Origin of the sequence: Burkholderia sp. BCC1977 (genome assembly GCF_905339595.1) — a bacterium.
Lineage (GTDB): Bacteria > Pseudomonadota > Gammaproteobacteria > Burkholderiales > Burkholderiaceae > Burkholderia.
On the sequence record NZ_CAJPGQ010000006.1, the window covers coordinates 118,359 to 145,310 of the forward strand.

Below are 26,952 nucleotides of genomic sequence, written 5' to 3' on the forward strand. Positions count from 1 at the left end.
CGGGCGGTGCTGCCTGGGGCGCGTCAGCGCTTGCGGCCCGGCTGCTTCTTCCAGTACTCGAACGGCTCCTCGTGGCATTCGATGTCGAGCTCGGCGACCCGTGCGTGCAGGCGCGCCTGCGCATCCGCGATCGCGAGGTTGTAGATCGCCGGCGCGATTTCCTCGACGAAGAAGTGCAGCAGCGCACCGGCCTGGATGTTGCCGATCGGCTCGTCCATGTTTTCCGTGAAATAGCGTTGCAGCGACGCGATCGCGCGGTCGCGGACATCCTTGTCCAGTTCGATGGCCATCGGGGGCCCTCGGGTGATGGTGATGCGAAGGCGGGTGCGTTGCCCGCCGCGTTGCGCCCGGCCGGAGCGGCTGTCGCGCGGTTCGCAGCGCCGTGGCGCAATGCGCTTCGCGGGCTGCCGGCGCGCCGGCCGGCAATGCGATACTGCCACGCCCGTCGTGCGTTTGCGGCATTGTCCATCCGGCCAGTGCCGTGGCGGCCCCGCGGTGCGTTAGAATTCCCGTCTTACACAACGATTTTCCAAGTCCTCCCATGCTCGACATCCAGTTGCTGCGCAAAGACCTCGACGGCGTCGCGAAGCGCCTCGCCGATCGCGGCTACACCCTCGACGTCGCCGCGTTCTCCGCCCTCGAAGCGGAACGCCGTGCGATCCAGACCCGTACCGAAGAGCTCCAGGCGCGCCGCAACAGCCTGTCGAAGCAGATCGGCGCGATGAAGGGGAAGGGCGAGGACACGTCCGCCGTGATGGCGGAAGTCGGCGGGATCGGCGACGAGATGAAGGCGTCGGAGGCCAAGCTCGGCGAGATCCAGGCGCGCCTGTCCGACCTGATGCTGGGGATGCCGAACATCGCGCACGAAAGCGTGCCGGTCGGCAACGACGAGGCCGGCAACGTCGAAGTGCGCCGCTGGGGCACGCCGCGCCAGTTCGACTTCGAAGTGAAGGATCACGTCGACGTCGGCACGCCGCTCGGCCTCGATTTTGAAACCGGCGCGAAGCTCGCCGGCGCGCGCTTCACGATGCTGCGCGGCTCGATCGCACGCCTGCACCGCGCACTCGCGCAGTTCATGATCGACACGCACACGCTGCAGCACGGCTACAGCGAGACGTACACGCCGTACATCGTGAACCCCGAGATCCTGTACGGCACGGGCCAGTTGCCGAAGTTCGCGGACGACATGTTCCGCGTCGAGAAGGGCGGCGCCGAAAACACGATCACGCAGTACCTGATCTCGACATCCGAGATTTCGCTGACGAACACCGTGCGCGAATCGATCGTCGAAGGCTCCGCGCTGCCGATCAAGCTGACCGCGCATTCGCCGTGCTTCCGCTCGGAAGCCGGCTCGTACGGCCGCGACACGCGCGGGATGATCCGCCAGCACCAGTTCGACAAGGTCGAGATGGTGCAGGTCGTCGCGCCGGACGCATCGTACGCGGCACTCGACGAGATGGTCGGCCACGCGGAAGCGATCCTGCAGAAGCTCGGCCTGCCGTACCGCGTGATCACGCTGTGCACGGGCGACATGGGCTTCTCGGCCGCGAAGACGTTCGACCTCGAAGTGTGGCTGCCCGCGCAGAACACCTATCGCGAGATCTCGAGCTGCTCGAACACCGAGGCGTTCCAGGCGCGCCGGATGCAGGCACGCTTCCGCAACGCACAGGGCAAGCCGGAACTCGTGCATACGCTGAACGGCTCCGGCCTCGCGGTCGGCCGCACGCTCGTCGCGGTGCTGGAGAACTATCAGAATGCCGACGGTTCGGTCACGGTGCCCGAGGCACTGCGTCCGTACATGGGCGGCATGGAGCGAATCGACGCGCCTGCACAGGCGTCGTGAGATCGCTTCGCGATCGATCGTCGAAGGCCTCGCAAAAAATTTGCAAAAAGGGCTTGTGAGTTTCGAAGAGATCGTTCTATAATCTTTTCTTTCCCGGACACGACCAACCGGGAAATGAAGCAGCAAGGAAGGAGAGGTGGCAGAGTGGTCGAATGTACCTGACTCGAAATCAGGCGTACGGTTTCCCCGTACCGTGGGTTCGAATCCCACCCTCTCCGCCAAAATACGAAGCCCCGTGATCCGGAAGGATCACGGGGTTTTTCGTTTGTGTCGCGCGATGGTGAATGTCGCGGCGGTCGATGCCGGTGTGTGATCCGCGCGCATGCGGATCGGTTCGTGAACCCCGACAACGTCGGTCGCGTTCGTGCGGCGCGCCAGATTCGGATTCGGGGCCGCCGCAGTCGGGCGCCTTGCTCGATGAACGGTGACGACGCTCAGAAAGCATATGGCGGATCAGCAGGGCACGCGCGGCCGGCATCGTGCGGACGGGATGCAATCGGGCAGTCGGAATCGGGAATTGGATCATAAGGTGAGATAATCGAACCCGGAGTGTCACATCGGGGCAGGCGAGTGAATTCGGTTCGATATCGCGTTGATCGGAAAATCCAGGCACGAGCACCGGCCCCGGAAGGTGTGAAATGAGCGTCTCTCTGCGTCATCTGCGCGCGTTCGTCGCCGTGGCCAGGGAGGGCAGTTTCACGGCAGCGGCCGATTCGCTTTGCCTGACCCAATCGACGCTGACCAAGACCATCCGTGAGTTCGAATCTGCGCTCGGCGCCCCGATGTTCGAGCGGAGCACCCGCCGGATCGCGCTGACCGCGTACGGCGCGGCATTCCTGGTCGATGCGGTGCGCATCCTGAACGACCTCGATCTCGCCTTGAACGGCATCAACGAACAGATCCGCGGATGCAGCGGCACGGTCCGGATCGCCAGCGGTCTCGCATTTGCATCGACGGTCATGCCCCGCGTGATACGCGCGTTGAACGCCAGGGAGCCGGGGATCCAGGTGAGCCTGATCGACGACACGAGCGGAGGCGTGATCCGGCGCATCGAAACCGGCGAGGTCGACTTGGGCATCGGCTCATACGTCGGCGTGGCCGCCGAAATCCTGAACGTGCGCCACATCATGAGCGCCCGGCTGGGCATTCTGTTCCCGAGCGGCTATCCGAACATTCCATTGCGGCCATCGCTGAACGACCTGTTCGAAGTGCCGATCCTGCGCGACGCGGACGATTCGAGCATCTCCGCCGCAATCAGGCAGCACGCACCGTTCGTGTGGGAGAGCATGAGCAGGAGAGTCGCGGTCACGAATCTCGACCTGCAGATTGCGCTCGTCCGGGAGGGCGTCGGCGCCTGCGTCATCTCCGCGCTGGCTGCATCGCACCCGTCTGCGCGCGGCATGCCGTTCCGGTTTCTGAACGAACCTGAACTCAAGCGCGACCTGTACGTGTTCACGCGTCGTGATGTGTCGTTGATGCCTGCCGCGGCCAGGGTGCTGGACATCCTGCTCGACGTGCTGCCGTCGATCGATTTCGCCGAGGGCGTCGAGTTGATTCGGAGTGCGTGATAAAGTCGATTGACATCGTGCTGCGATCATGACGAAAATGAATCTCGCCGGCCCCGGACGGGAATTGAAATTCGTGACAATCGTGACAAATGTTTAATTCAGACGATGCCGTCGTGAGATATCTTCTGATTCATTGGAATTCGTAAATCTCAATTCGGAAATTTTTTCCTGATGATTGGGTTTTCTGGTTGCGATGGACCAGAAATACGTATTTTCAAGAATTTTTTACCGGGCGATCCTCGGTATTCAAAGAAGCAGGAGCACTTCGCCCACTATCTGGATCAATCGGGCGACTCGGCCGGGCACTTGGGATCTGCTGCATGCCCGGCGTTTCGTTGTGCGACGGAGTGATGGCGCAGGAGGCCTGCTCGATGCGCAGGCCGTGCGCATCGCATGAGCAGTCCACCCGGCTTTCTGCACCGGGCGGTGCCGCGACGAGCGGCATGGCGACGTGACGTCTGAACCAGGCGCGATCGAAATCAAGGGCCCCATGCACGACAGATCGGGGCGATGACCTCCGCGGAACCGTGCCGTCACCGATCCCGGATTCATGGAAGAAGCGAATCAATCGATTCGGATATCTCAATTTACACGAGGTGACCAGTACCGGAAAATGATTGGCGCGTCGGGTAAGGGCCGCTGTCGGACGTATTTTTTATTCGACGATCAGAAAGGCGATTCAGCGTATTGTCCGGGAATTAAAATATTATAAAAATTCCGGGCGAAGAGAGTGCGCAATATCCAGAGGATGGCTTTGCCGATGATCGTGCATTAGATCAGGTGTTGAATTGTGAATAATGCATCGAAAGTCATGTTGGTCGAGGACGACGAGGAGCAGGCGAGGCTCGTGAGCCTCTTCCTGATGCGCGCGAACTATCAGGTGGAGCATTGCCGGAACGGCGCCCAGGCCATGCGGAGCATGATGCGGACGCTCCCCGATATCGTCATCCTCGACCTGAAATTGCCGGATGTCAGCGGGCTCGAAGTGCTGAAGTGGATGAGAAAGAACTTCGCGAACGTCCCGGCGATCGTGCTCAGCAATGCGTCGCTCGAGCGCGACGCCGTCTCGGCGTTTGCGGCCGGAGCCGACGATTTCGTTCTCAAGCCGGCGCGCGAAAACGAGTTCCTCGCGCGCATGGCCGTGATGCTGCGACGGAAGCTGGATCGGGCCGACGATGTGATCGAGATCGGACCGATTTCGGTCGATACTCGCCTGAAGACGGTCTTTATCGACAGTGATGCCGTGAAGCTCACGCCGATCGAATACGAGATCTTCGAATTGCTGGCACGGAGCGTCGGCAAGGTCGTGCAGCGCGAACTGATCGTCAACCGCATCTGGGGGCGAGCAATGGACGAAGCGGTGTCGCGGTCGCTCGATACGCATGTGTATCGCCTTCGCCAGAAGCTGAATTTGCGTTGTGCGTCGGGCGTGTCGTTGCGATCGGTGTACACGCTGGGGTATCGGCTGAAGTTTCCTGCCGATACGGCCGGCGCCGCCGGGTGCGACGGGCGGATGCCGTCGGACGCCGAGAACGAAGACGATTCGGGGTGGTTCGCCGCTGCGCAGGCTGGCTGGTGAACGGCGAAGATCGGCATTGATGCCGTGCGTCCAGCGTTGCGCACGCACCGACACTTATCGGCCGGTGGTGCCGCTGTTGCCTTTTCACCCAACGACGTGTTCGAGTATTCCTGTATCGCCCGCAGGTCGTACGTCCATGCGGGTGTTCATGTGCGGGCGGCATCGAGCGACAGGGGTTCGCCTGCGCGTCCGTCATGTCGTCACGCGTTATTGAGAATTGTTGATAAAGCAGGGTAGTTCGGTATCCAAAAATGTGCACGTGGTAGCGGTTAGGATGTCTTAAAAGGTGTGCACATGAATTACAAGAGCTTTCCCGCCGGGGTGATAGCGGGATGCGTGATATCGACGACCGCGTTGGCGCAAGGCATTCCGCAGGTGCCCAACGCCGGGGCGATCATGCGCGACACGGAGCGGCCCGAATTGCCGCCGAAGGCCGCGCCGGGCGAAGTCAGGACGCCGGCGCCGGCGATGCCGGAAGGCGCGGCACCAGGCGGTGCGAAAATCGAGGTCCGGTCGTTCAGCATCACGGGAAATACCAGCATCACGGGCGACGAGCTGATGCAGAAGGTGCCCGAGTTGCGCGGTGCGATCGGCCGGCAACTGGACCTTGCCGGGCTCGAGGCCGTTGCCGATGCGGTGACCCGGTACTACCGAAGCCGCGGATTCCCGGTCGCGATCACGTACGTCGAGCCGCAAGCCGTGGCCAATGGCACCGTGACGTTGAGCGTGCTCGAAGGACAGGTCAGCAAGGTCGTGGTGGCGCCCGTTTCCGGCTACAGCGAGGCGCGGCTCGCGCGTTTTGCCAACATGGCGAATTGTCTCGGCACGGCGCGCGATTGCGGAACGCCGCCGGTCGAGCGCCGGCGCGTGGAGCGCGCCGCGGGCATACTCGGCGACCTGCCCGGGATCGCGAACGTCACGGGCACGCTTTCGCCGGGCGACGAACCCGGCAGCAGCACCCTCACGCTCAATCCCGAGCCGGGCCCGCGCGTGCAGGGCTATGTCGGCGCGGACGATTACGGCAACCGTTACACCGGCAAGGCACGCGGGCTCGCCCGCGTGCAGGCGAACAACCTTGCGGGCATCGGCGATGTGCTCGGCGTTGACGTGGCGACAAGCGGCCGGAACATGATCACCGGCGGCATCGACTACAGCTTGCCGATCGGCTATGGCGGCTGGCGCCTGGGGTTCCGCTACAACCGGCTCGACTACGTGCTGCGCGCACCGTTCGACCAGCTCGACGCACGGGGCACGGCCGACGTCCTCGGTGCCTACCTGTCGTATCCGGTGTTGCGCAGCGTCGACCGCAATCTCGACCTTCGTATCGGCGTCGACAGCAAGTGGCTCGACGACAGGACGCTCGGCGAGCGCGCAACGCGTCGACTGACGGTCGGCAGCCTGGGCATCAGCGGCAACGCGATCGACGGGCTGTTCCGTGGCGGCTATACGGGGTACGGCGCAACGGTGAGCGCCGGCGACAATCGGCCCGGCGGCCTGGCCGATGTGCCGGACGGGCCCGATCGAGGCTTCACGAAATTCAATTACTACCTGCTGCGCGACCAGACGGTCGCATACCTCGGTAACAACGTGCGACTGAGCCTGTACGGCTCGTTCCGCGGGCAATACAGCGGCGAGTATCTGTCGAGTGTCGAGACGTTCGCGCTCGGCGGCCCGGACGGCGTGCGCGCCTACCCCACGGGTGAGGCGCCGGGCGACAAGGGCTGGCTCGGCACCGCGGAACTGCGCGCGTCGACCCACGTGCCGTTGATCGGCAGCGACGTCACGTTCGCGGTGTTCCGCGACATGGGGCGCAGCACGACGCAGCCGCCGGGGACTCCGGCCACCTCCCGATTCCTGGCGGGCAACGGCCTGTCGGTCTCGTTCAATCGTCGGGATACCTACATTTTCAAGCTCGCGTGGGCGATGCGTGACAAGAGCGGTTCGCCAGCTCAGTCGGACAGCGACAGCCGCAGTCGGATCTGGGCGCAGTTCACCTACATGTTCCCCTGAGTATTCGATGCCGAACCGGCAACGTGCCGGATCGGAAGCGGTACCGGCCGTCCGGAAACCGAGTGAGATATGAACAAGAATTTGCACAAGCTGATCTTCAGCGAACAGGCCGGGACCTTGATCGCGGTCGCCGAGAGCGCCGTGGCGCGCGGCAAGGGCGGCCGGATCGGTGGCGGCATGGGCATGGCGCGGCGACTGTTCGCGCTGCGCCGGACGACGGTCGCGGTTGCGCTCGCGCTGGGCGGCGGCACCGCATTCGGCGTGACGTTGCCGACCGGCGGGCAGGTGTCCGCCGGCAACGGCCAGATCGGCGTGAACGGCAACGTGATGACCGTGCAGCAGGGCTCGGACAAGCTCGCGATCAACTGGCAGACCTACAACATCGGCGCGGGCGACCGTGTCGTCTACCAGCAGCCGAACGCGAACAGCATCGCGCTGAACCGTGTGCTCGGCGGATCGCGCTCGGAGATCTACGGCGCGATCGACGCGAACGGCAAGGTGTTCCTGCTCAACCCGTCGGGCGTGCTGTTCGGCAAGACCGCGCAGGTCAGCGTGGGCGGCCTGCTGGCGACCACCAAGAATTTGGGCGACTCGGACTTCATGGCGGGCAACTACCGCTTAACCGGCAACGGCACGCAGGGCGAGATCGTCAACCAGGGCAACCTGAGGGCGGTGGGCGGCTCGATCGTGCTGGTGGCCGACCAGGTGCGCAACCAGGGGACGATCTCGACGCCGGGTGGTAGCGCGACGCTGGCGGCCGGCGACCAGGTGACGCTGACGCTGGACGCCGGCGGCAAGATGAAGGTCGACGTCGATACGGCCACGATGAACGCGCTGGTCGAGAACCAGGGGCTGATCGCCGCGGACGGCGGCGCGGTGTACCTGACGGCGCGCGGGCGCGACATGCTGCAGGCGAACGTGATGAACCTGTCCGGCGTGATCCGCGCGCGCAGCATCGGCAGCCAGGACGGTCAGGTGGTCATCAGCGGCGGCACGGATGCGGACGGCGGCAACGTGGTGTTGAACCACGCCACGGTGGACGTAGCGGGCCTGAATGCCGGCGGGCACGGCGGCACGGTGAGCATCACGGGCCGCAACGTCGGGTTGTTCGGCAGCTCGGTGGACGCGCGCGGCGACGCGGGCGGCGGCACCGTGCTGATCGGCGGCGAGCGGCAGGGCAAGGGCACGCTCGCGCATGCGAACGTGACCTTCATGGATGGCGGATCGAGCATCGACGCATCGGCGACCGGGCACGGCACGGGCGGGACGGTCGTGCTGTGGTCGGATGCGTACACGCAGATGAACGGGCGGATCGACGCGCGGGGCGGGCAGCTTGGCGGCGACGGCGGCTTCGTCGAGACCTCGAGCCACGGCAGGCTGGGTGTGCTGGGGCAGGTCAGTGCGCTGGCGCCGAATGGCAAGGCCGGTAGCTGGCTGCTGGATCCGACGGATATCACAGTATCGAATGCGGCGGACAGCAACTACACCACGTGGTTCAATCCGGGCAGCAACGCGGCCGTCAACGTCAACAACGGTTCGCTCGGCGCGGCGTTGCAGGGCGGTACCAACGTTACGCTGGATGCGTCGCAAGGTACCGGCACCGGCAGTGGCTGGATCAAGGTGCTCAACGACATCGGTTCGACCGGCAATGGCAGCCTGAGCCTGCTGGCGGCGAACGGTCAGGACGTGACGATCGGCGCGAATATCACGCTGGGCACCGGCAGTTTGACGGCGCACGGCGGGAATGCCACGGCAGCGGGTGCGGCTGGCGGAGCCGTAGTTCTCGCCGCGGGCAATAACGTTACCGCGGCGAATGTGACGTTGACGGGCGGCAATGGCGCCAACGGAGGCGCTCAGCGTGCGGGTGGCGCGGGCGGGCAAGTGACAATCGCGAGCAATGCCGCCATTCACGCGGATTCGATCAGCCTCACGGGTGGTCGGGGTGGCAATGGAGGGGCAGGGACGAACGGTGCTGCCGGTGCCGGCGGTGGTTCGAGCAGTGGAGGGGGCAATACCAGTCCTGGCGGGCCCGGCGCAGCGGGCGCGAATGGCGGCACCGGGGCGGCGGGTGGAGCCGGTGGTGCGGTCAACGAGCAGGGGCGGCTCGATGCGACGGGAAATATCGCACTCGCCGGCGGTCAGGGCGGAACCGGGGGGCAGGGCGGGGTGGGTGGTCAGGGCGGCGCCGGTGGCGCTGTGGGGCGATCGGCGGTCGGGGCGACTCCGAACGGTGGTGCCGGCGGCGCCGGCGGTCAGGGTGGCGCTGGCGGCAATGGCGGCGCGGGCGGGCAGGTTGTACTGGGTTCGTCGGCGTCTGTCGTGACGCAAGGAACGCTGAACATCGATGGTGGTCAGGGCGGAGGTGCAGGCGCGGGCGGCAATGGTGGCAGCGGCGGTGCCGGTGGTCAGGGCGGCTACTCCTGGTTCGGATGGTACGGCGGCAACGGTGGCGCCGGCGGAAATGGCGGCAACGGTGGTGGACTCGGAGCAGCAGGGGCAGGTGGCGATGTGCAACTGGCCGGCACGGCCAATGCAACGGGTGGATTGAATTTGTCAGGTGGCGCTGGCGGGTCGGGAGCAGCCAATGCGGGCACTGGAGGCAATGGAGGCAATGGCGGCGCACCGGGCTATGGGAGCGCTTCCGGCTATGCAAATTACGGTACAGGGGGCACGGGTGGCTCCAGCGGCAATACTGCGGGGACCGGGCCAGGCCCGGATAGTACTGGCTGGACAGCCAATAACCGCAATAAGGCGATCGGCGGCGCTGGCGCCAATGCCACGCCCATCACGGTAGCCAATGGCACACAAGGCGCGATCTTTTCGACCAACGCGTCGCTGAACGCGCTGGGTACCGGAATCGTCGCGTCGGGCTCGCGCTACGTGCTCAACGGCCAGAACAACTGGAGCGGTAGCAACCTGACCTTCGGCAACCTCCGGGATATCGAGGATCAGAGTGGCGAGTGGCGTTTGAACATCACGCAGAATGTGGCTGTCGCCAACAACATTACCGGCGCGGGCGCGGTCGCACAGGATTCTGCCGGCACGCAGCTGACGCTGTCCGGCGCCAACAACTTCACCGGTCCCGCCAACATTCTGGCCGGCACGCTCGACATCAGCGGCAGCTGGAACGTGGGTAGCGGCACGGCCGCGGTCAACATGTCCAACGGCACGACGTTCCTTGCGAACAACATCACGTCGGCCGACACCAATATCACCGGCGTGGATCCGAACGGCACGATCACGCTGGGGGCGATCAACACGGGCGGTAACCTCGCGGCCGCGAGCAAGGGCGACCTGATGCTGGCGGGCAACCTGTCGACGACCAACGGCAACGTGACGCTGACCGCGGGCTCGGACAAGGGCGTGTCGCCGTATTCGGTGGCCAACGGCAACGTGACCGGTGGCGACGTGAAGCTTGCCGGGATTCAGCACATCGCCGCCGGCGGCAACGGTAAGACCGTGACCATCTACTCGGGCAACGCGAACTCGTCGCAGTACTTTCCGCTCGTCACCAATGCGAGCCAGGCCAACGTCAACAAGCACTATGCGACCGCGCCGGGCAACGGTACGGTGAACACGAGCGTGCCGCTCAACCTGTTCTATCGCGTGACGCCGGCTATCCAGGTGCGCTCGAATCAGAACAAGGTCTACGGCAGCAACGACCCGAACCTCAATGCCAACTGGACGGAGTTGAGCGGTGCGATCGACGGCGACGATCCCGCGACGATTCTCGCGGGCCTCACCGGCAAGTTCGGTCGCGACGATGGCGGTACGCGTGCGGGAGAAAACACGGGAAATCACACGCTCGTGCCGGTGAACTTCACGGCGGGCCCCGCCGCCCGGAACCTCGGGTATGCGGTCGATGCGGGCGGCAACCTGAACATTACGCCCGCGAACCTCGCGATCGCGGCGAACAACCAGAACAAGGTGTACGGCACGGACGACCCGAACTTCACGTACAACCCGACCGGCCTGGTGAACCGTACCGTGCAGAGCTACGATTCGAACGGTAATCCGGTCAGCGTCACGATCAACGACACGCCCTCGAATGCGTTGACCGGCAACCTGGGACGGCAGGGCGGAGAAAACGTCGGTGCGTACAACATTACCCGGGGCAGCCTCGACGCGGTCGGCGGCAATTATGTGATCAACAATTTCACGCCGGGCGTGCTGAACATCACCCAGGCGCAGTTGACGATCGCGGCGAACGATCAGATGAAGGCTTACGGGACCGACGACCCGAACCTCACGTACAACACGAGCGGCCTGATCAATCATGCGGTGCGAAGCCGTGACGAGAACGGCAACCTGGTCAACGTGACGATCGACGACAGCAATGCGCTGACCGGGCATCTCGGGCGGCAGTCGGGCGAGAACGTCGGCAATTACACGGTCCTGCAGGGGAGCCTGGGAGCGACGCCGAACTACAACGTGACGTACGATCCGGGCAACCTGAGGATCGTTCCGCGCGGCACACAGGGTACGGGTACCGATGGGTTGAATGTCACGGCCGACAACGTGCGCAAGGTCTATGGCAGCGACGATCCGAACCTGACCTATCAGGTCGACGGGTTGGTCAACGGCACGGTCCACAGCTACGATTCGAATGGCAACCTGGTGAACGTGTCGCTCAACGACGCGGCACCAACGGCGCTGACGGGCAATCTGGGCCGTCAGTCCGGCGAGCATGTCGGCAATTACAACATCACGCAGGGCAGCCTGGCGTCACGGAACTACATCCTGACCTACAGTCCGGCGGAGCTGAACATCACGCCGGCGAACCTGGTGGTCGCGGCCGACAATCAGAACAAGGTGTACGGCACGGACGATCCGGACCTGACCTACAACCCGAGCGGGTTGGTGAATCGCACGGTTCGAAGCTACGACACGAATGGCAACCTGGTCGACGTGTCGGTGAACGATACGGACGCATTGACGGGACATCTGGGCCGCCAGTCCGGCGAGAACGTCGGCAATTACAACATCACGCAGGGCAACCTGGCGGCCACGTCGAACTACAACCTTGAGTTTCAGAAAGGAAGCCTGAACATCACGCCGGCGACCCTGGTAGTGACGCCCGACAACCAGAACAAGGTGTACGGCACGGACGATCCGAACCTGACATACAACACGAGCGGGTTGGTGAATCGCACGGTACGCGGCTACGACCCGAACGGCAATCTGGTCAGCAACACGCTCAACGACGCGCCGTCGGTGCTGTCCGGCAATCTTGGGCGGCAGCCGGGCGAGCATGTCGGAGCGTACGGCATCACGCAGGGCAGCCTGAACGCGGCCAACTATCGCATTGCGTTCAACCCGGCCACGCTGGCGATCCAGCGAGCGACGCTCGCCGTGATCGCGGACGATCAGCAAAAGACAGTCGGCACCGATGATCCGTTGCTGACCTATCGGACGAACGGCCTGGTGCAGCGAACCGTGTGGACCTATGACGCGAACGGCAATCGGGTCGCCGTCGTGCTCGACGATACACCGGCGATGTTGAGCGGCCGCCTTGGGCGAGCGGCAGGCGGGACAGTACGCGATCCTCCAGGGCAGTCTTGCCGCGTCCGATTACGCAATCGACTTTACGCCGGGCATGCTGGCCGTGCTCGCTGCGGCAGGCGGTAGGGTGCCGGGTGGCATGGTCTGGCAATACACGCCGGACGGCCGGTACGTTTCGGTGATGCTGCCGTCTCCGATACCGGACGATTCATGGACACGCTCTATCCAGCAAACGGGGGGGCAGGCCAGCGACGGTTCGGTGAGCGGCGATGCCGGCGCGACCCGGAACGCCAAGCAAACCGAAGGCGGCGATCCGAGCCGAATCACGGTCCGGGAAACGGAGCCGTCGGCGCCTTTGCGCGACGCCAGCCAGCGTGGTGGTAGCGGCATCTCTCCGGTCAGCTGTATCGGCGGCGGCATTGCCTTGCCGAACGATGTGCAGGCACGCATCAATGCGCTGTCGTGCGTCGGCCGAATCGACCGGGCCATCTGATCGCCGGAATCCTGAAACAGGACGACTGGAGATGCACACCCAAACGCCCGATGCGTTGCATCGGGCGTTTGGCATTTGCAGGGCGCGTGCAGTCGTTTGCAACTGCGCAAGCAGCGCGCGGACAGCTCGGATACCGTATCGCCGCGACCTCGTCATCGCGATTGCCGGATTCAATACCGGATTCCTGAAGATTTCGTTATTTTAGTCAATATCGATTCAAATCATTTTCGTCGGAGCGTAAAGGAGTTTTTGGGGCATGGTGCGGCATATCTTGTCATATAAGGCCGCATCATCGTCATTTTCAGAAAAGTTGTGAAATCACCGCACCTAAATTGTCAAAAATTACATATGGATATTCGAATGAGATATTCATTCAAAAAATATGCATCAATTGTAGAGACAGGGTAGCGGGACTTCGCACGCTGCGCGCCTGCTGCGCTGTCGAACGTCTGCCGAGTCGCGAAGCGAGAGTGAAATGGGGGCGTGCCCTTGTCCGGCAATTTCGATCAAAGGTGAGGCCTCAAGTGATTGTGTATCTGATCGAGAACGACGAGACCCAGGCGCGGAGCTACCGGGACCTGATGGAGCGGGCCGACTGGCGCGTGAGCGTCATGTCGAGCGGAGAGCGTGCGCTTCGTGAAATCCAGCGTGCGGCGCCGGATGTCGTCGTGCTCGATCGTCACTTGCCCGACATCGACGGTCTAGAGGTGGTGGCGTGGATCCGCAAGCGCTATCCGGTCATGCCGATTCTCGTGCTGACCATTGCGTTGACGGAGACGGCGATCGTGGAGGTTCTCGAGGCAGGCGCCGACGACTACATCCCGAAGCCACCGAGGGAGCGTGAGCTGATCGCGCGGATCCGGGCCAAGTTCCGGAGGCGGCACGACGGCGAACTGCGCGAGTCGGCGATCAACATCGGGCGCTATCACATCGACATCGTGGCACGCACGGTCTACCTCGATAACGAAAGGATCGTGCTGTCGCCGAAGGAGTACGACATCGTCGAATTGCTCGCCCGCAATGTCGGGCAGCTCGTCTCGCGTCATACCGTCATCGGCCGTGTCTGGGGGCAGGTCCCGGAGCCATCGAGTTTTCGTTCGCTCGACACGCACATCTATCGCATCAGGCAGAAGCTCAACCTGTCGCGCGCCAACGGGATGATGCTGCGCGTGATCTATACGCATGGGTATCGGCTCGACGACCTGGGACGGAATTACTGAACCTTCGCGTCCGGCCCTCTCGACAATCACCAGGAAACGAACCATGAATGCGTATCAGCAGGCACGTGTCCGGGCGCTTCAGCAAGCGCTGGACGACGAGGTGCACGGGCTGTGGATCAGCGATGAAATGGCCAGGAATGTCCTCGCGCGCGTTGACGCGGTTTCGGTTGTCGCGTCGGATGCCGACGCGGACGGCGATGCTCGGGACTAGGTCGGTGTGAGTGTTGCCGGTGCGTCGCCACGCACCGGGCTTTCTGTCCCGCGATCAGGAAACCGGCAACGGCGCGTCGGGGTATTCGGCAAGGAGCGCTTCGAGCGCTTCGCCAAACCGCTCCGGCGTACCTTCGAACAGCACCTTGCTGCCGCCGCGCTCGATCAGTCGCCGGCGCAACGACAACCGCAACTTCGTGTCGGTGATGAGCCGGACGGCCGCCGCGACGTACTCGTCGACTGTGTTCGCGATCAGCCATTGCGGCAAGTCGAGTCGCTTGAAGAGCGCGCCGTCGATGTGCTCGAGCACCTCCGGTCCGGTCTTGCATACGCCGACCAGGCCGACAGAAGTGACGTCGACGATACCGTTCGTGTTGCCGAACGGGAACGGGTTCAGGTAGAGGTCACACGTGTTCAGGCGCGTCATGTACGCGTCGTAGGGCAGATGGGCATGGATGACGGCATCGGGCAGGTAGGCGCGCAGGAATTGCTGCACTTCCAGGTAGACCATGCCTTGTGCCAGCCCCATGAAGAAATGGAACTGCACGGGCCGGGTTGTCCCGCGGCGAATGCGCGTGAGCGCATCGAGAAACCGGGGGTTGAGCTTCATCGGCGTGGCCGCGATGGCGATCCGGACGATGTCCGGTGCTGCGTCGAGCGTCGGCTCGATCGGCCGGGCCCGCGACGAGGGTACGAACGGCATGGCCTGTTCGGGCATCGGCAGCAACCTTTCGCTGAAGCAGGCGGGGTCGCCGATCCAGTCCTCGGGAAGCACGAAGCAGTCGATGTGGGGCGACATCGACGTGGCAGGGTGTCCATACGACACGATCTGCAATGGCGCGAGGCGCAGGTTCGTCAGGTAGATGCTGTGAGGGAACATGCCGAACGCGGGGTAGTAAAGAATATCCGGCCGAATCCGGTTCGCTTGTTCGCGCACGAAGTCGACGGTGTCGCCCGCGATCTCGAGATGCTCGTCGAACACGGACCGGCCGCTTTCGTCGACGAGTCCGGCCTGACCGATCCCGACCACGCGAAAGCGCTCGCGCGCGGCGCGAAGCGACGCCGAATGCGTGCGAAAGATCGAATGGGCGTCGTTAAACCACTCGAGCACGACCATCATCACCGGTTTCTCCTGCCCGTCAGGCCGCCGCGGCTGATGAATCAGGTCGGTGATCCCTTGCTTCAGCAATTTCTTCCGCACCAGTCGATTGATCGACGCCTTGATCGCATGCCTTCTCGGGGTGTCCGCGTAGCTGCAGTGCATGTAGACGTCGTGCAACACCGCCAGCGGCAGCACATCGATGTCGTCGAGCTGGTCGAGCTTCTCCGGGAGCCATTCCAGCAATGCCTCGCGTTTGCGGTGAGCCGATTCCGTCCCGAGGAAGCGGGGCGACAGCAGTGCACATGCGAATGCCGACGCGAGATTCCGGTCGAATGCGAACAGCGCATCCAGATCGATCGGAATCTCGGAGTTGGGCGTATAGAGCAGACAGAACTTGACGAGATGCTGCCGATCGATTTCCACCGCGGCGGCTTCGGGGCCGTTGATATTGAGCGCGCGCAGGATGTGGTCGGCGTTGCGAAATGAACTGGCCGAAAACAACGTCGCGATCCAGCGATGCAGAAAGATGAGCTGACGAAAGCCGTCGATCGAGATATGGAACCCCGGGTCGCTGAACAGCGACGAAAGCGCCGAACAGATGCGGTTGATGATGTGCGGATCCTGGTCCATGCCGGCGAGGTTGGCCGTCGGCATGGCGACGAAACCGTGATCGAACGCACCGTAGTTGCGATCCAGCATCGCAAGCAGTTCGAGAAACTCGCGCGCGGCTGCTTCGTGCTGGTGCGAGTAGCACAATGATTCGAAGCGTCCCAGCGAAAAGGCGAGCTGGCGATGGTGTGACTGGATGGTCATGACGACAGTCTCCCCGATCGTGCGATCCGGCAACACAGGTTGTATGGGAAGGCATGGCCGTGCGATTGCGGCGATACCTGTTCGAGTACAGCTGGGCCTGTCGGGCCCGCGGTGCACGGAGCGTTTTGGTGTGGTGTCCTGCGCGATATCCGGATCCGCGCGAGCGCGATTCGATTCGACGCTCGCTGTATGCCGAAGCCTGAGCCGATGGTGCGCGCTCGTGCACGGAGAATTTGTCAACGTTTCACAACGAACGCTGCACGGCCAACGACATATTTGATTTGGATTCCGGTTCGTGCACATGTCGATGCGCATCGTGACAATCGTTCAGCCGTCCGGTCGCCGGTTTCCGATAACGTTGAAACCGGTTGGCGCATTCTCGGCGCGAACCATGGTCGCGCATCCATATCCCCCGTCTGGATGCGTTCACGCCGAACCGATCCGGTTCGGCGTTTTTTTGCGGCGTTGCGCGACGAGATGCGTGGTGGATCGAGTATCCGATCGGCCGGTGCCGTCGATAGATGCTCGATCCGCCGGTCCTGGATGTCACGTGCGGTGGCCGGGCCAGCCCTCGAAGAGTTGCTTGCACGCCGTCTCGGGCGTTCGCGTCGGGTCGCGTTGTGATTCGGCAGAAAGGTTCAGATATCGTGGCGAGAGATTGGCGAGAATGCGACAGGGGCAACATCCCCCGGTTCGATGCATTGTTTCGGTGGTGCGCCGTAACGGGCTCACCCATCCCGCAGGGCCGGGCGCGCATCGCGACGTCGCTCACACAGGCGCGATGTGATTTGATCGAGCCCTCATGCAACCCGTCGGCAGAATGCGCGTCTCGACAATTCACGGCGCACGACGTCGTGAATCGGCGAAGACATCAACCAGACTGGAGACCATTCGATGGGGGCTCGATATCGTTCCGCGGCGTCAGACCTGCATGCGGTTCCGGCAAGCGAAAGATCCATGTCGTCGGGCAACTGGCCGCATGGAAGAGACGACGGTCGGGCATTTGCCGGGGCACATTCGGAGGCGAGGACCGTGTCGACGAAAAGAATGGAAGAACTGCTGGCCGAGCGCGATCGGATCGACAAGGAAATCGAGGCAGCTCAGGCCGTCGAGCGGCAGGCCGCGTTGCGGCAGATGCGCTACTGGATGACGCTGTACCAGATCACTGTCGAGGAACTGACGGAGCGAGTGATGGCGGGGAAGCGGCCGCGGGCCAGGGCTGCCCCGAAGTACTGGAATCCGCAGACAGGCCAGACGTGGAGCGGGCGAGGGCGCACACCGCTGTGGCTCGTCGGCCAGGACAAGGCTGCATTCCGGCTGGATCCGTTGCAGTACGGCGGAAGCGACGACTGGGTCGACCCCGCAGACGCGACTGTCGAGCGATCTTCGCGCGAAGATTGACAGCGGGTTCGGACCAGCGAGCCGCAACGCGGTCGAGCCGGAGTGCGGCGCGTCGGCGATTGCACATCGTCGATAGCGAAAGTACGCGAAATCGATCGATGCGTCATCCGTGCCGACAACGATCACCCATGTCCAGGCGCCATTGCGCGCAGCATACGACTCCATCGCCGCGGCTCAGGGGGCGACCGGCATTCGGCTCGACGGGCACGCGAAACGAGCCAGGGATTCGATCGATGAGGCAGGCGCGGAGTTGAGGGGCGGAGTGGCGGTTCCCAATGCGCAGGGCATTCACGGCAATTGATATCCGCGTGGATGCGGGCCGTCCGATGTCGTGGCAAGCGACGTGCCGACGGTACATGGGATACGCGACCCGCGCCGACGATCACGGGCGTTGCCAACGGCAGCCTTGAAGTTCATGTTGCTGCCGGTGCCAGCATTGCTGTCGGTCGTGCGATGACCCCGGCCTTCTGCAGATGGCGAGATGACGATCTGGAATGATTTGCAATGCGAATGGTTTGACGGATCGCGATCAGTGGGCGAAATCGTTATCGGCTCGACTGCAGAGCGGCACGCGTGAAGCAGGAAAGAATGCCGAAATCGATAGAAATACAAGAACATCTACTGCTCGGTAGCCGATAGCATGGCGTAAGCAATGACCGGCCCCGGCGGGGTCGGTCATTCCTTCGCCAATCGATTGTGTGTGGCGGAATCATCGATGCGAGCGACCTTCACGGTACGCGCGAATCGCTGTTGCAGCAGCACGAACGGAATGCGCCGAACGACGTCATCGAGTTTGGATATCGATGCAATTACGTTATCCGAATCGATCAAGACGATCTGTCGAGATAGAGAAAAGTCCGGCAACCTGATCGGACCGGCAGCCCGTTTGCGCATGTCCTGCAGTCGATATCAAAACACTTCCCGCTATCAGGAGACACATGCATGAATGATGCCACTCGCCCCGGTTTGCATCGGGGGCTCGGTCAACGGCAGATGCGATTGCTCGCGCTTGGCGCGGCGATCGGCGTGGGCTTGTTTCTCGGTTCGGCGAATGCGATCAGGATGGCCGGTCCGGGCATTCTCGTCGCGTACGTGATTGGCGGCGCCATGATCTTCATCATCATGCGCGCGCTGGGTGAGCTGGCGGTTCACGAGCCGGTCGCGGGTTCGTTCAGCCGCTACGCGCACAACTATCTCGGGCCGCTTGCGGGTTATCTGACCGGCTGGAACTACTGGTTCCTGTGGATCGTCACCTGCATCGCCGAAATCACGGCGGTCGGCATCTACATGGGCATCTGGTTTCCGGATGTGCCGCGCTGGATCTGGGCGCTGTCCGCGCTGGGCGCGATGGGAGCGGTGAACCTGCTCGCGGTCAAGGCGTATGGCGAATTCGAGTTCTGGTTCGCGTTGATCAAGGTCGTGACGATCGTCGTGATGATCGTATCCGGTATCGCGATTATCGTGTTCGGCATTGGCAACCATGGGGTGCCGGTCGGCATCACGAATCTGTGGGCACATGGCGGCTTTTTCCCGAACGGTGTGCAAGGCGTGCTGATGTCGATGCAGATGGTGATGTTCGCGTATCTCGGCGTCGAGATGATCGGGCTGACGGCCGGCGAGGCGCAGAATCCGCAAAAGACGATTCCGGGTGCGATCAACTCGGTGTTCTGGCGCATCCTGCTGTTCTACGGTGGCGCGCTGTTCGTGATTCTGTCGATCTATCCGTGGAACGAGATCGGGACCCAGGGTAGCCCGTTCGTGATGACGTTCGAGCGGCTCGGTATCAAGACCGCCGCCGGCATCATCAACTTTGTCGTGCTGACTGCGGCGCTCTCGTCGTGCAATGGCGGCATCTTCAGTACCGGCCGGATGCTCTACAACCTCGCACAACAAGGGCATGCACCTCGCATATTTGGCCGGTCGACGACAAACGGCGTGCCGGTTTACGCAATTGTTGTGTCGATGGCCGTGCTGCTCGTCGGCGTGTTGCTCAACTATCTGGTGCCCGAGAAGGTATTTGTGTGGGTGACGTCGATTTCGACCTTCGGCGCGATCTGGACGTGGGCCGTCATCCTCGTTACACAGATGAAGTTTCGAGCCGGCCTGAGTCCGGCCGAGCGCCGCGCACTGCGATTCCGGATGCCGTTCTGGCCATACGGCTCGTGGGTGGCGCTCGCCTTCCTCGTGTTCGTGACGGCACTGATGGCCGTGTTCCCCGATACGCGAATCGCGCTGTACGTCGGTCCTGCATGGCTGGTGCTGCTGGCCCTGCTGTTCTACGCGTTCAAGCTCGGGCCCGACGCCGGGGCGGCGTCGCAGGGCACCGGCAAGTCGGCGAAGTACATGAACTAGCCGGCTCGGGGCGGGGCCGCGAATCGAAAGGTATGCAGGCGCGTGCCGACTGTAGGATTGCCGGCACCTACCGCGTCGGAACGATGTGCGCCATGCGCGCGAGGGATGCATGGTTCCGGCGCGGACCGCGGTTGACAGGGATTCGTCGGTTTTAAGCCGGCCGTCGACGTGCCGTTAACAGGATTCGGCGGACGGCATCCGCTCCGATGATGCCGCCGCTCCCCGTCGACTCAAGGTCCCATGAAGCTGAGCTACAAGATCCCCCTCGCATTCGCCGTTGCGCTGTTGCTGATGTTCTGCGGCGCGCTGTACGGCATCCGCATCCTCAATCACTCGATCGATACGTTCGCGAACGACGTGCAGACCCATGTCGCCGACGAGCGGCTCGTGTCGGCGACGCTCGTGCAGTTCAAGCTGCAGGTCCAGGAATGGAAGGACACGCTGCTGCGCGGCAAGCAGCCCGACAAGCTGGACAAGTACTGGCAGGCATTCCAGACGCGCGAGCGCACGGTCGATACGCTCGCCGCGCAGCTGGTCACCCAGTTGCCGCCCGGCGAGAGCCGTACGCTCGTCGAGCAGTTCATGCACGCGCATGCGGCGATGGGCGACGGTTACCGGCGCGGATTCGACGCATTCAAGGCCGCGGGCTTCGAGCCGACGGCCGGGGATGCGGCCGTGGCGGGCGTCGACCGGGCGCCCGCCGCGCTGCTCGAGCGCGCGGCGAAGTCGATCGCCGACGAGAGCGCCGCCGTGTCGGCGCAAGCGAGCCGCGAGGCGAGCCACGCCACGGCGGCGAGCGTCGTGCTGATGCTGATCGTGCTCGGCATCGCGATGATCGGTGCGTCCCTGTTCAGCCGCGCGATCCTGCGGCCGCTCGATCGCGCCGTGGCCTGTGCACAGGCGGTGGCCGGCGGCGACCTGACGCGCGACGTCGACGCAGCCGGCCGCGACGAGATCGCCGATCTGCTGCGCGCGTTGCAGACGATGCAGGCGAGCCTGTCGGGCGTCGTGCTCGAGGTGCGCACGCATGCCGAAGCCGTCGCGACCGCGAGTGCGCAGATCGCAGCGGGCAATCACGACCTGTCGTCGCGCACCGAGGCGCAGGCTGCGTCGCTCGAAGAGACCGCGGCCAGCATGACCGAACTGACGGGCATCGTGCGCCAGTCGGCCGAGCACGCGCAGCACGCGGCGCAACTGGCGCGGGACGCGTCGGACATCGCGTCCGCGGGCGGCGGCGTGATGACGGACGCCGTCGACACGATGAGCGGGATTGCCGCCAGCGCGGCGAAGGTCGGCGAGATCATCGCGGTCATCGACGGCATCGCATTCCAGACCAACATCCTCGCGCTGAACGCGGCCGTCGAGGCGGCACGAGCGGGCGAGCAGGGACGCGGCTTCGCGGTCGTCGCGTCGGAGGTGCGCACGCTCGCGCAGCGCAGCGCGGCCGCCGCGAAGGAGATCAAGGCGCTGATCGAGCAGTCGACCCGGCGGGTCGACGAGGGGGCCGTGCTGATCGGCCGCGCGGGCGAATCGATCCACGAGATCGTCGGCGCGGTGCAGCGGGTCACGTCGATCGTCGGCGAGATCTCGTCCGCGTCGCAGGAGCAGAGCGGCGGCATCCAGCAGGTGAACGTCGCGGTCACGCAGATGGATGAGGCGACCCAGCGCAACGCGGCGCTGGTCGAACAGGCGTCGGCCGCGACGCAGGCGCTGGCCGAGCAGGCGAGCGCGCTGCGGCACGCGGTCGCCGTGTTCAGGCTGCCGCAGGCCGCGTGACGATATTGCCGACCGCGACCGCGACCGCGACCGCGACCGCGACCGCGTCGTCCTGCCTTACGCCGCGGCCGAATACTGCGCGAGCACGCGAGCGCGGATCGACGGCTTGATGTTCGATTGCGCCATGTTGCCGCCGTAGTGCGCGACCACACGCGGATTCATCACGCGATACCAGAGCGGCGGCACATAGGCGAACAGGATCATCGTCGCGTAGCCGGCCGGCAGTTGCGGCGCGTTGTCGAAGTGGCGCAGCGCCTGGTACGAGCGCGTCGGGTTCGCGTGATGATCGGCGTGCCGCTGCAACTGGTACAGGAACAGGTTGGTGACGACGTGATTGCTGTTCCACGAATGCTGCGGCGTGCAGCGTTCGTAGCGGCCGCTCGGCAGCTTGCGGCGGCCGAGCCCGTAGTGCTCGACGTAGTTGACGACTTCGAGCAGCGACGCGCCGTACACGGCCTGGATCACGAGGAACGGAATCACGACCTTGCCGGCCATCGCGATCGCGATGCCCCACACGACGACGGTCATCGCCCACGCGTGCAGCACCTCGTTGCGCCAGGTCCATGGCGAATGCCCGAGCCGCTCGAGACGTGCCTGCTCGAGCCGCCATGCCGAGCGGATGCTGCCCGTCACCGTGCGCGGCAGGAAGGCCCAGAACGATTCGCCGTAGCGCGCGCTCGCCGGATCCTCGGCCGTCGCGACGCGCACGTGATGGCCGCGGTTGTGCTCGACGAAGAAGTGCCCGTACGCGACCGGCGCGAGCGTGACCTTCGCGAGCCAGCGCTCGAAGCGGTTGGTCTTGTGCCCGAGTTCGTGCGCGGTGTTGATCGAGATGCCCGTCGCGGCGCCGAGCGACAGCGCGAAGCCGACGTAGTCGTACCACGCGAGCGCATGCGTGCCGACGATCCACACGCACGTGAAGAACGCGACGTATTCGACCAGCGTCGCGAGATAGACGATGTAGCGGTAGTAGCGCTTGCGTTCGAGGTGCGGGACGACGGCTTCGGGCGGATTGTCGCGATCGTCGCCGATCAGCGTGTCGAGGACCGGGATCACGCCGAACGCGAACAGCGGGCCGAACCACCAGAACACGTGAAGGCCCGTCGCCAGCGCGAGCTGGGCCGACAGGATCGGCAGCGTGATCGTCACCGCGCCGAGCAGCCATAGATAACGTTTGCCATCCGACCAGCCCGAGGCCGATGCGTCGGTCATTGCCATTGTCTCCCTCCTTTCTGGGGCCGGCGCCCGCGTCGGCGGGCGCGGCGGCCGAGTGACGCGTTTTCGTCGTTCGAATCGTCGTGAGTCCGCGGCACGGCGCGCGGGCCGGATCGGTGGTCCGGTTGTGCCAGTTATACGACCGTCGCGCGCGCTTTCCAAATCCCGGCGCTAGGCGTGCCACTCCAAACGGCGGGCCGTGCATGACGCGGGTCGGGAAGGGCCGGCGCCGGGGTGATTGAAACAGGCCGGCATGGGCCCGATCCGCTCGTGCGACCGGTGTTCTCGTCAGACGAATGCGTGAGGCAACGCGCGTGAGTATCCGACGGCGAAGTCCGCAACGAATGTTGCGATGCAATAAACGCGACGCGACGCCGCGTGGCGGCGCGGCGCTTTGGGATACATATATTACGGATCATTACGTCCGTGGCGGCGCAACGCCGGACCTTCACCGCATGAATGCCGTGCATGACAAGGCGAGCGGGGCGACGCGTCCGACCTCGCAACTCGGATTGCCATGCGTCGCCGCGCATCGACACACCGATGCTGCACCTGCACACCCGGGCATGCGCGACACCTGCTGCCTTTCGATCCGCGCTGTCGTTTGAAAATAACGATTTGACTCATGCCCCGCTTTCGGTTGAAGCTAGTAACTTGCTGTCCGAAGGGGGCTGTGCCTGCATGAGTTCGACCTTGACCGTTCGTCGTATCGCTGCCAACCAGGGCGGCGTGTATCGCGAACTCCGCGCCGCATCGCTGCGTGAGCCCTACGCGCCCGGCGAAGCGCCGGAGGCCGAATTGCTGAACGTCGATTCCGACGCGGCGGCGGCCATCGCCGCGCTGCGCGCCGCGTCCGACGAATCGACGACTTTCCTGCTGTATACCGAAGGCCATCCGGCCGGCATGATCGGTGCGTATTTCGACAATACGCCCGAGCGGCGCGCGTTCGTCAGCGAGCTGTGGGTCGCGCACGCGGTCCGCCACCTGCGCGGCGGCGTGCTGCTGCTCGAAACGGCCACCGCGTGGCTGACCGAGCGCGGGGCGCGGGACGTCTACGCATGGATCGCCGATGCGAACCGCAACGCGATCCGTTTCTACGAACGCGCGGGTTTCGGCAACACCGGCGAGCATGCGCCGATCGCGCGGATGCCCGGCGCGATGAAGTCGTTGTTCGTGTCGCACTTCAACACGCCCTGACGCATGAATGCGCGGGCCGCACGGCGCGACGAAGGCCCGGCCGCCCGTCCGACTGCCCGCCTGCCGGTTGCGCGTTCGCCGCGACCGTCGCCGCCCGGTTCCCCAAAAATAATGGCCGCCCGCGTGGACGCCTGTAAAATACGCAAAAATTTTTTGCAGAGTGTCCATGTCGCTTAAAAAATCGCCATTCTTCGAGCTGCGCAGCGGATCGGTCGATACGTTGCTGTTCACCGTGAAGACGACCGATCTCGATGCGTTGCGTACCGAACTGGTCAAGCGCTTCGAAGCGACTCCCGAGTTTTTTGCCGATGATGTCGTCGCGATCGACGTCCGCCGCCTCGCGGAAGGCGAACGCGTCGCGCTCGCCGACATCCGCCAGATGCTGAACGACGTGCGGATGCGCCCGGTGGGCGTCGTCGCGCTGGCCACGCAGGGCTGGGCGGGGGAAGCCGGCCTGCCGTTGCTCGAGGCGCGCGACCGCCGCGTGTCGGCCGCGAAGTCGGCCGAGGAAGCGGAGCCGGCGCCTGTCGTCGCCACGGCCGCTGCCGCGGCAGCCGAACCGGCGCCGGAACCTGCGCCGACGCCGATTCAGGCGGGCGGGCAGACGCTGGTGATCGATCGGCCGCTGCGTTCGGGGCAGCAGATTTACGCGAAAGGAGACCTCGTGGTGCTGGCGCCGGTCAGTCACGGCGCCGAGATCATCGCGGAAGGCAACATCCACATCTACGCGCCGTTGCGCGGCCGCGCACTCGCGGGTGTGCACGGCAATCACGACGCGCGCATTTTCTGCACGTGTCTCGAGCCGGAACTGATTTCGATCGCGGGTATCTATCGAACGACCGAGAACCCGTTGCCCGCCGACATACTGGGCAAATCGGTGCAGATCCGGCTCGAAGAGGAAAAACTGATGATCGAATCGCTGCGCCTGACGTGATTCACGCGGCACGCTCCGGATCGATCGGCTCTCATTGACGAACACAGGGTATTGGGTAAATGGCAAAAATCATCGTGGTGACTTCGGGCAAGGGCGGCGTGGGCAAGACGACGACCAGCGCGAGCTTCGCGTCCGGCCTCGCGCTGCGCGGCCACAAGACGGCCGTGATCGACTTCGACGTCGGCCTGCGCAACCTCGATCTCATCATGGGCTGCGAGCGTCGCGTGGTGTATGACCTCGTCAACGTGATCCAGGGCGAAGCGAACCTGAACCAGGCGCTGATCAAGGACAAGAAGTGCGAGAACCTGTTCATCCTGCCGGCGTCGCAGACGCGCGACAAGGATGCGCTCACGCGTGACGGCGTCGAGAAGGTGCTGAACGACCTGGTCACGATGGACTTCGAATACATCGTCTGCGACTCGCCGGCCGGTATCGAGGCGGGCGCGCTGCACGCGATGTACTTCGCGGACGAAGCGCTGATCGTCACGAACCCGGAAGTGTCGTCGGTGCGCGACTCGGACCGCATCCTCGGCATCCTGTCGTCGAAGACGAAGCGCGCGACCGAAGGCAAGGATCCGATCAAGGAACACCTGCTGATCACGCGCTACAGCCCGAAGCGCGTGAGCGAAGGCGAAATGCTGTCGCTCGAGGACATCAGCGAAATCCTGCGCATCAAGCTGATCGGCGTGGTGCCGGAATCGGAAGCCGTGCTGCACGCCTCGAACCAGGGTCTGCCGGCCGTGCATATCGACGGCACCGACGTTGCGGAAGCGTACAAGGACGTCGTCTCTCGTTTCCTCGGCGAGGACAAGCCGCTGCGCTTCACCGATTATCAGAAGCCGGGCCTGCTGCAGCGCCTCTTCGGCAGCAAGTAACGGAGGTCGCCCATGTCCATCCTTTCGTTTCTCCTCGGCGAGAAGAAGAAGTCCGCATCGGTCGCGAAGGAGCGCCTGCAGCTCATCATCGCGCACGAGCGCGTCGGCGGCCGGCCGCCGGCCGATTACCTGCCGGCGCTGCAGAAGGAGCTGGTCGCGGTCATCTCGAAGTACGTCCATATTTCGAACGATGACATCCGCGTGAGCCTCGAGCGCCAGGACGATCTCGAAGTCCTCGAAGTGAAGATCGAGATCCCGCAAGCCTGACCCTTGCGTGTCCCTCCGCACGGCGGTGCCTGCCGCCGTGCGCGTCTTACGCCCTGTTGCACTTTCGGGCTCGCCGTAACACGGTGTCTGTCGGCCGTTGGTCGACCTCCCGCATTGAACGAATACGCTCGCGTCATTTGTTAATCAGGAGGTTGTGATGGCTGTCTCTACTGTTCAACGTCGTATCGTTTCGCTCGCGCTGTTCGCCGCGGGCCTGTCAGCCATCGCCGCGCCGCTCGCCGCACGCGCGGACGAAATCCTCGTCGGCGCGCCGGTGATGGTGCAGTCGGGCCGGATGGTCGTCGCCGAACCGGTGGCCGCGCCCGTCGAGGAAATCGTCGTCGTCGCGCCGAACGCGCCGCCGCCCGTGCGCTACGAGGTCGTGCCGGACGCACGCGTCGGCTATGTGTGGGAGCGCGGTCACTGGCACTGGGATCATGGCCGCTACGTCTGGATCGGCGGCCGCTGGGAAACCGAGCGTATCGGCATGCACTGGGTGCCGGGCCACTGGGATCAGCGCGGCCCGAACTGGTTCTGGACGCGCGGCCACTGGGCCTGACGGAGGCGTGCGATGAAACGAACCGCTCTTGCCATC

General features: G+C 64.2%; 20 protein-coding genes and 1 tRNA gene. 17 read left to right on the forward strand and 4 right to left on the reverse strand.

Features of this window, described 5'->3' with window-relative positions; translation table 11 throughout:
• Positions 1-23: 23 nt before the first annotated feature.
• A complete protein-coding gene (locus U5771_RS07725; RefSeq protein ID WP_322023421.1) occupies positions 24-290 on the reverse strand; it encodes a DUF2164 domain-containing protein in 267 nt (88 codons plus the stop codon).
• 251 nt (positions 291-541) lie between these two features.
• Here U5771_RS07725 and serS point away from each other — a divergent pair, with 251 nt between their 5' ends.
• From serS to U5771_RS07770, 9 genes are all read left to right on the forward strand, one after another.
• Positions 542-1,843: a serine--tRNA ligase gene (serS, locus tag U5771_RS07730; protein ID WP_322023422.1), complete on the forward strand. Its 1,302-nt coding sequence runs from the start codon at positions 542-544 to the stop codon at positions 1,841-1,843.
• 130 nt (positions 1,844-1,973) lie between these two features.
• A tRNA-Ser gene (locus U5771_RS07735) sits at positions 1,974-2,064 on the forward strand.
• Between the two features lie 417 nt (positions 2,065-2,481).
• A complete protein-coding gene (locus U5771_RS07740) occupies positions 2,482-3,411 on the forward strand; it encodes a LysR family transcriptional regulator (protein ID WP_322023423.1) in 930 nt (309 codons plus the stop codon).
• Positions 3,412-4,222: 811 nt separating this feature from the next.
• Entirely contained in the window at positions 4,223-4,990 is a 768-nt protein-coding gene (locus tag U5771_RS07745; protein WP_322023424.1) for a response regulator transcription factor, read from the forward strand.
• A 294-nt stretch (positions 4,991-5,284) separates the two neighbouring features.
• Positions 5,285-7,000 (forward strand): ShlB/FhaC/HecB family hemolysin secretion/activation protein, encoded by a 1,716-nt coding sequence (locus U5771_RS07750; RefSeq protein WP_322023425.1) that lies wholly within the window; start codon positions 5,285-5,287, stop codon positions 6,998-7,000.
• Positions 7,001-7,069: 69 nt separating this feature from the next.
• A complete protein-coding gene (locus U5771_RS07755; protein WP_322023426.1) occupies positions 7,070-12,628 on the forward strand; it encodes a beta strand repeat-containing protein in 5,559 nt (1,852 codons plus the stop codon).
• A complete protein-coding gene (locus tag U5771_RS07760) occupies positions 12,597-12,995 on the forward strand; it encodes a hypothetical protein (RefSeq protein ID WP_322023427.1) in 399 nt (132 codons plus the stop codon). The genes U5771_RS07755 and U5771_RS07760 overlap by 32 nt, the downstream gene beginning before the upstream one ends.
• A gap of 524 nt (positions 12,996-13,519) precedes the next feature.
• On the forward strand, positions 13,520-14,215 hold the full coding sequence (locus U5771_RS07765; protein WP_322023428.1) for a response regulator transcription factor: 696 nt from the start codon (positions 13,520-13,522) through the stop codon (positions 14,213-14,215).
• 43 nt (positions 14,216-14,258) lie between these two features.
• Entirely contained in the window at positions 14,259-14,426 is a 168-nt protein-coding gene (locus U5771_RS07770; protein WP_322023429.1) for a hypothetical protein, read from the forward strand.
• 54 nt (positions 14,427-14,480) lie between these two features.
• Here U5771_RS07770 and U5771_RS07775 read toward each other — a convergent pair whose 3' ends face one another.
• Positions 14,481-16,373, reverse strand: a complete 1,893-nt coding sequence (locus U5771_RS07775; protein WP_322023430.1) for a peptide transporter — start codon at positions 16,371-16,373, stop codon at positions 14,481-14,483.
• Positions 16,374-17,387: 1,014 nt separating this feature from the next.
• On the opposite strand from U5771_RS07775, the gene U5771_RS07780 reads away from it, so the two are divergent.
• Complete coding sequence (locus tag U5771_RS07780) at positions 17,388-17,741, forward strand: H-NS histone family protein (protein ID WP_322023431.1); 354 nt, start codon at positions 17,388-17,390, stop codon at positions 17,739-17,741.
• Between the two features lie 288 nt (positions 17,742-18,029).
• Here U5771_RS07780 and U5771_RS07785 read toward each other — a convergent pair whose 3' ends face one another.
• Positions 18,030-18,359, reverse strand: a complete 330-nt coding sequence (locus U5771_RS07785) for a hypothetical protein (RefSeq protein ID WP_322023432.1) — start codon at positions 18,357-18,359, stop codon at positions 18,030-18,032.
• A 324-nt stretch (positions 18,360-18,683) separates the two neighbouring features.
• Between U5771_RS07785 and U5771_RS07790 the strand changes: the two genes are divergently transcribed.
• A complete protein-coding gene (locus U5771_RS07790; RefSeq protein ID WP_322023433.1) occupies positions 18,684-20,093 on the forward strand; it encodes an amino acid permease in 1,410 nt (469 codons plus the stop codon).
• Between the two features lie 240 nt (positions 20,094-20,333).
• A complete protein-coding gene (locus U5771_RS07795) occupies positions 20,334-21,869 on the forward strand; it encodes a methyl-accepting chemotaxis protein (protein WP_322023434.1) in 1,536 nt (511 codons plus the stop codon).
• A gap of 57 nt (positions 21,870-21,926) precedes the next feature.
• On the opposite strand, the gene U5771_RS07800 is transcribed toward U5771_RS07795, so the two are convergent.
• Positions 21,927-23,087, reverse strand: coding sequence for an alkane 1-monooxygenase (locus U5771_RS07800; protein WP_322023435.1), 1,161 nt, complete (start codon positions 23,085-23,087; stop codon positions 21,927-21,929).
• A 678-nt stretch (positions 23,088-23,765) separates the two neighbouring features.
• On the opposite strand from U5771_RS07800, the gene U5771_RS07805 reads away from it, so the two are divergent.
• From U5771_RS07805 to U5771_RS07825, 5 genes are all read left to right on the forward strand, one after another.
• Positions 23,766-24,281: a GNAT family N-acetyltransferase gene (locus U5771_RS07805; RefSeq protein WP_322023436.1), complete on the forward strand. Its 516-nt coding sequence runs from the start codon at positions 23,766-23,768 to the stop codon at positions 24,279-24,281.
• A gap of 166 nt (positions 24,282-24,447) precedes the next feature.
• A complete protein-coding gene (gene minC / locus U5771_RS07810; protein WP_322023437.1) occupies positions 24,448-25,215 on the forward strand; it encodes a septum site-determining protein MinC in 768 nt (255 codons plus the stop codon).
• Between the two features lie 59 nt (positions 25,216-25,274).
• Positions 25,275-26,090 (forward strand): septum site-determining protein MinD, encoded by an 816-nt coding sequence (minD, locus tag U5771_RS07815; protein WP_322023438.1) that lies wholly within the window; start codon positions 25,275-25,277, stop codon positions 26,088-26,090.
• A 12-nt stretch (positions 26,091-26,102) separates the two neighbouring features.
• Positions 26,103-26,357, forward strand: a complete 255-nt coding sequence (minE, locus tag U5771_RS07820; RefSeq protein WP_006486661.1) for a cell division topological specificity factor MinE — start codon at positions 26,103-26,105, stop codon at positions 26,355-26,357.
• Positions 26,358-26,514: 157 nt separating this feature from the next.
• Entirely contained in the window at positions 26,515-26,916 is a 402-nt protein-coding gene (locus tag U5771_RS07825) for a YXWGXW repeat-containing protein (protein ID WP_322023439.1), read from the forward strand.
• Positions 26,917-26,952 lie beyond the last annotated feature (36 nt).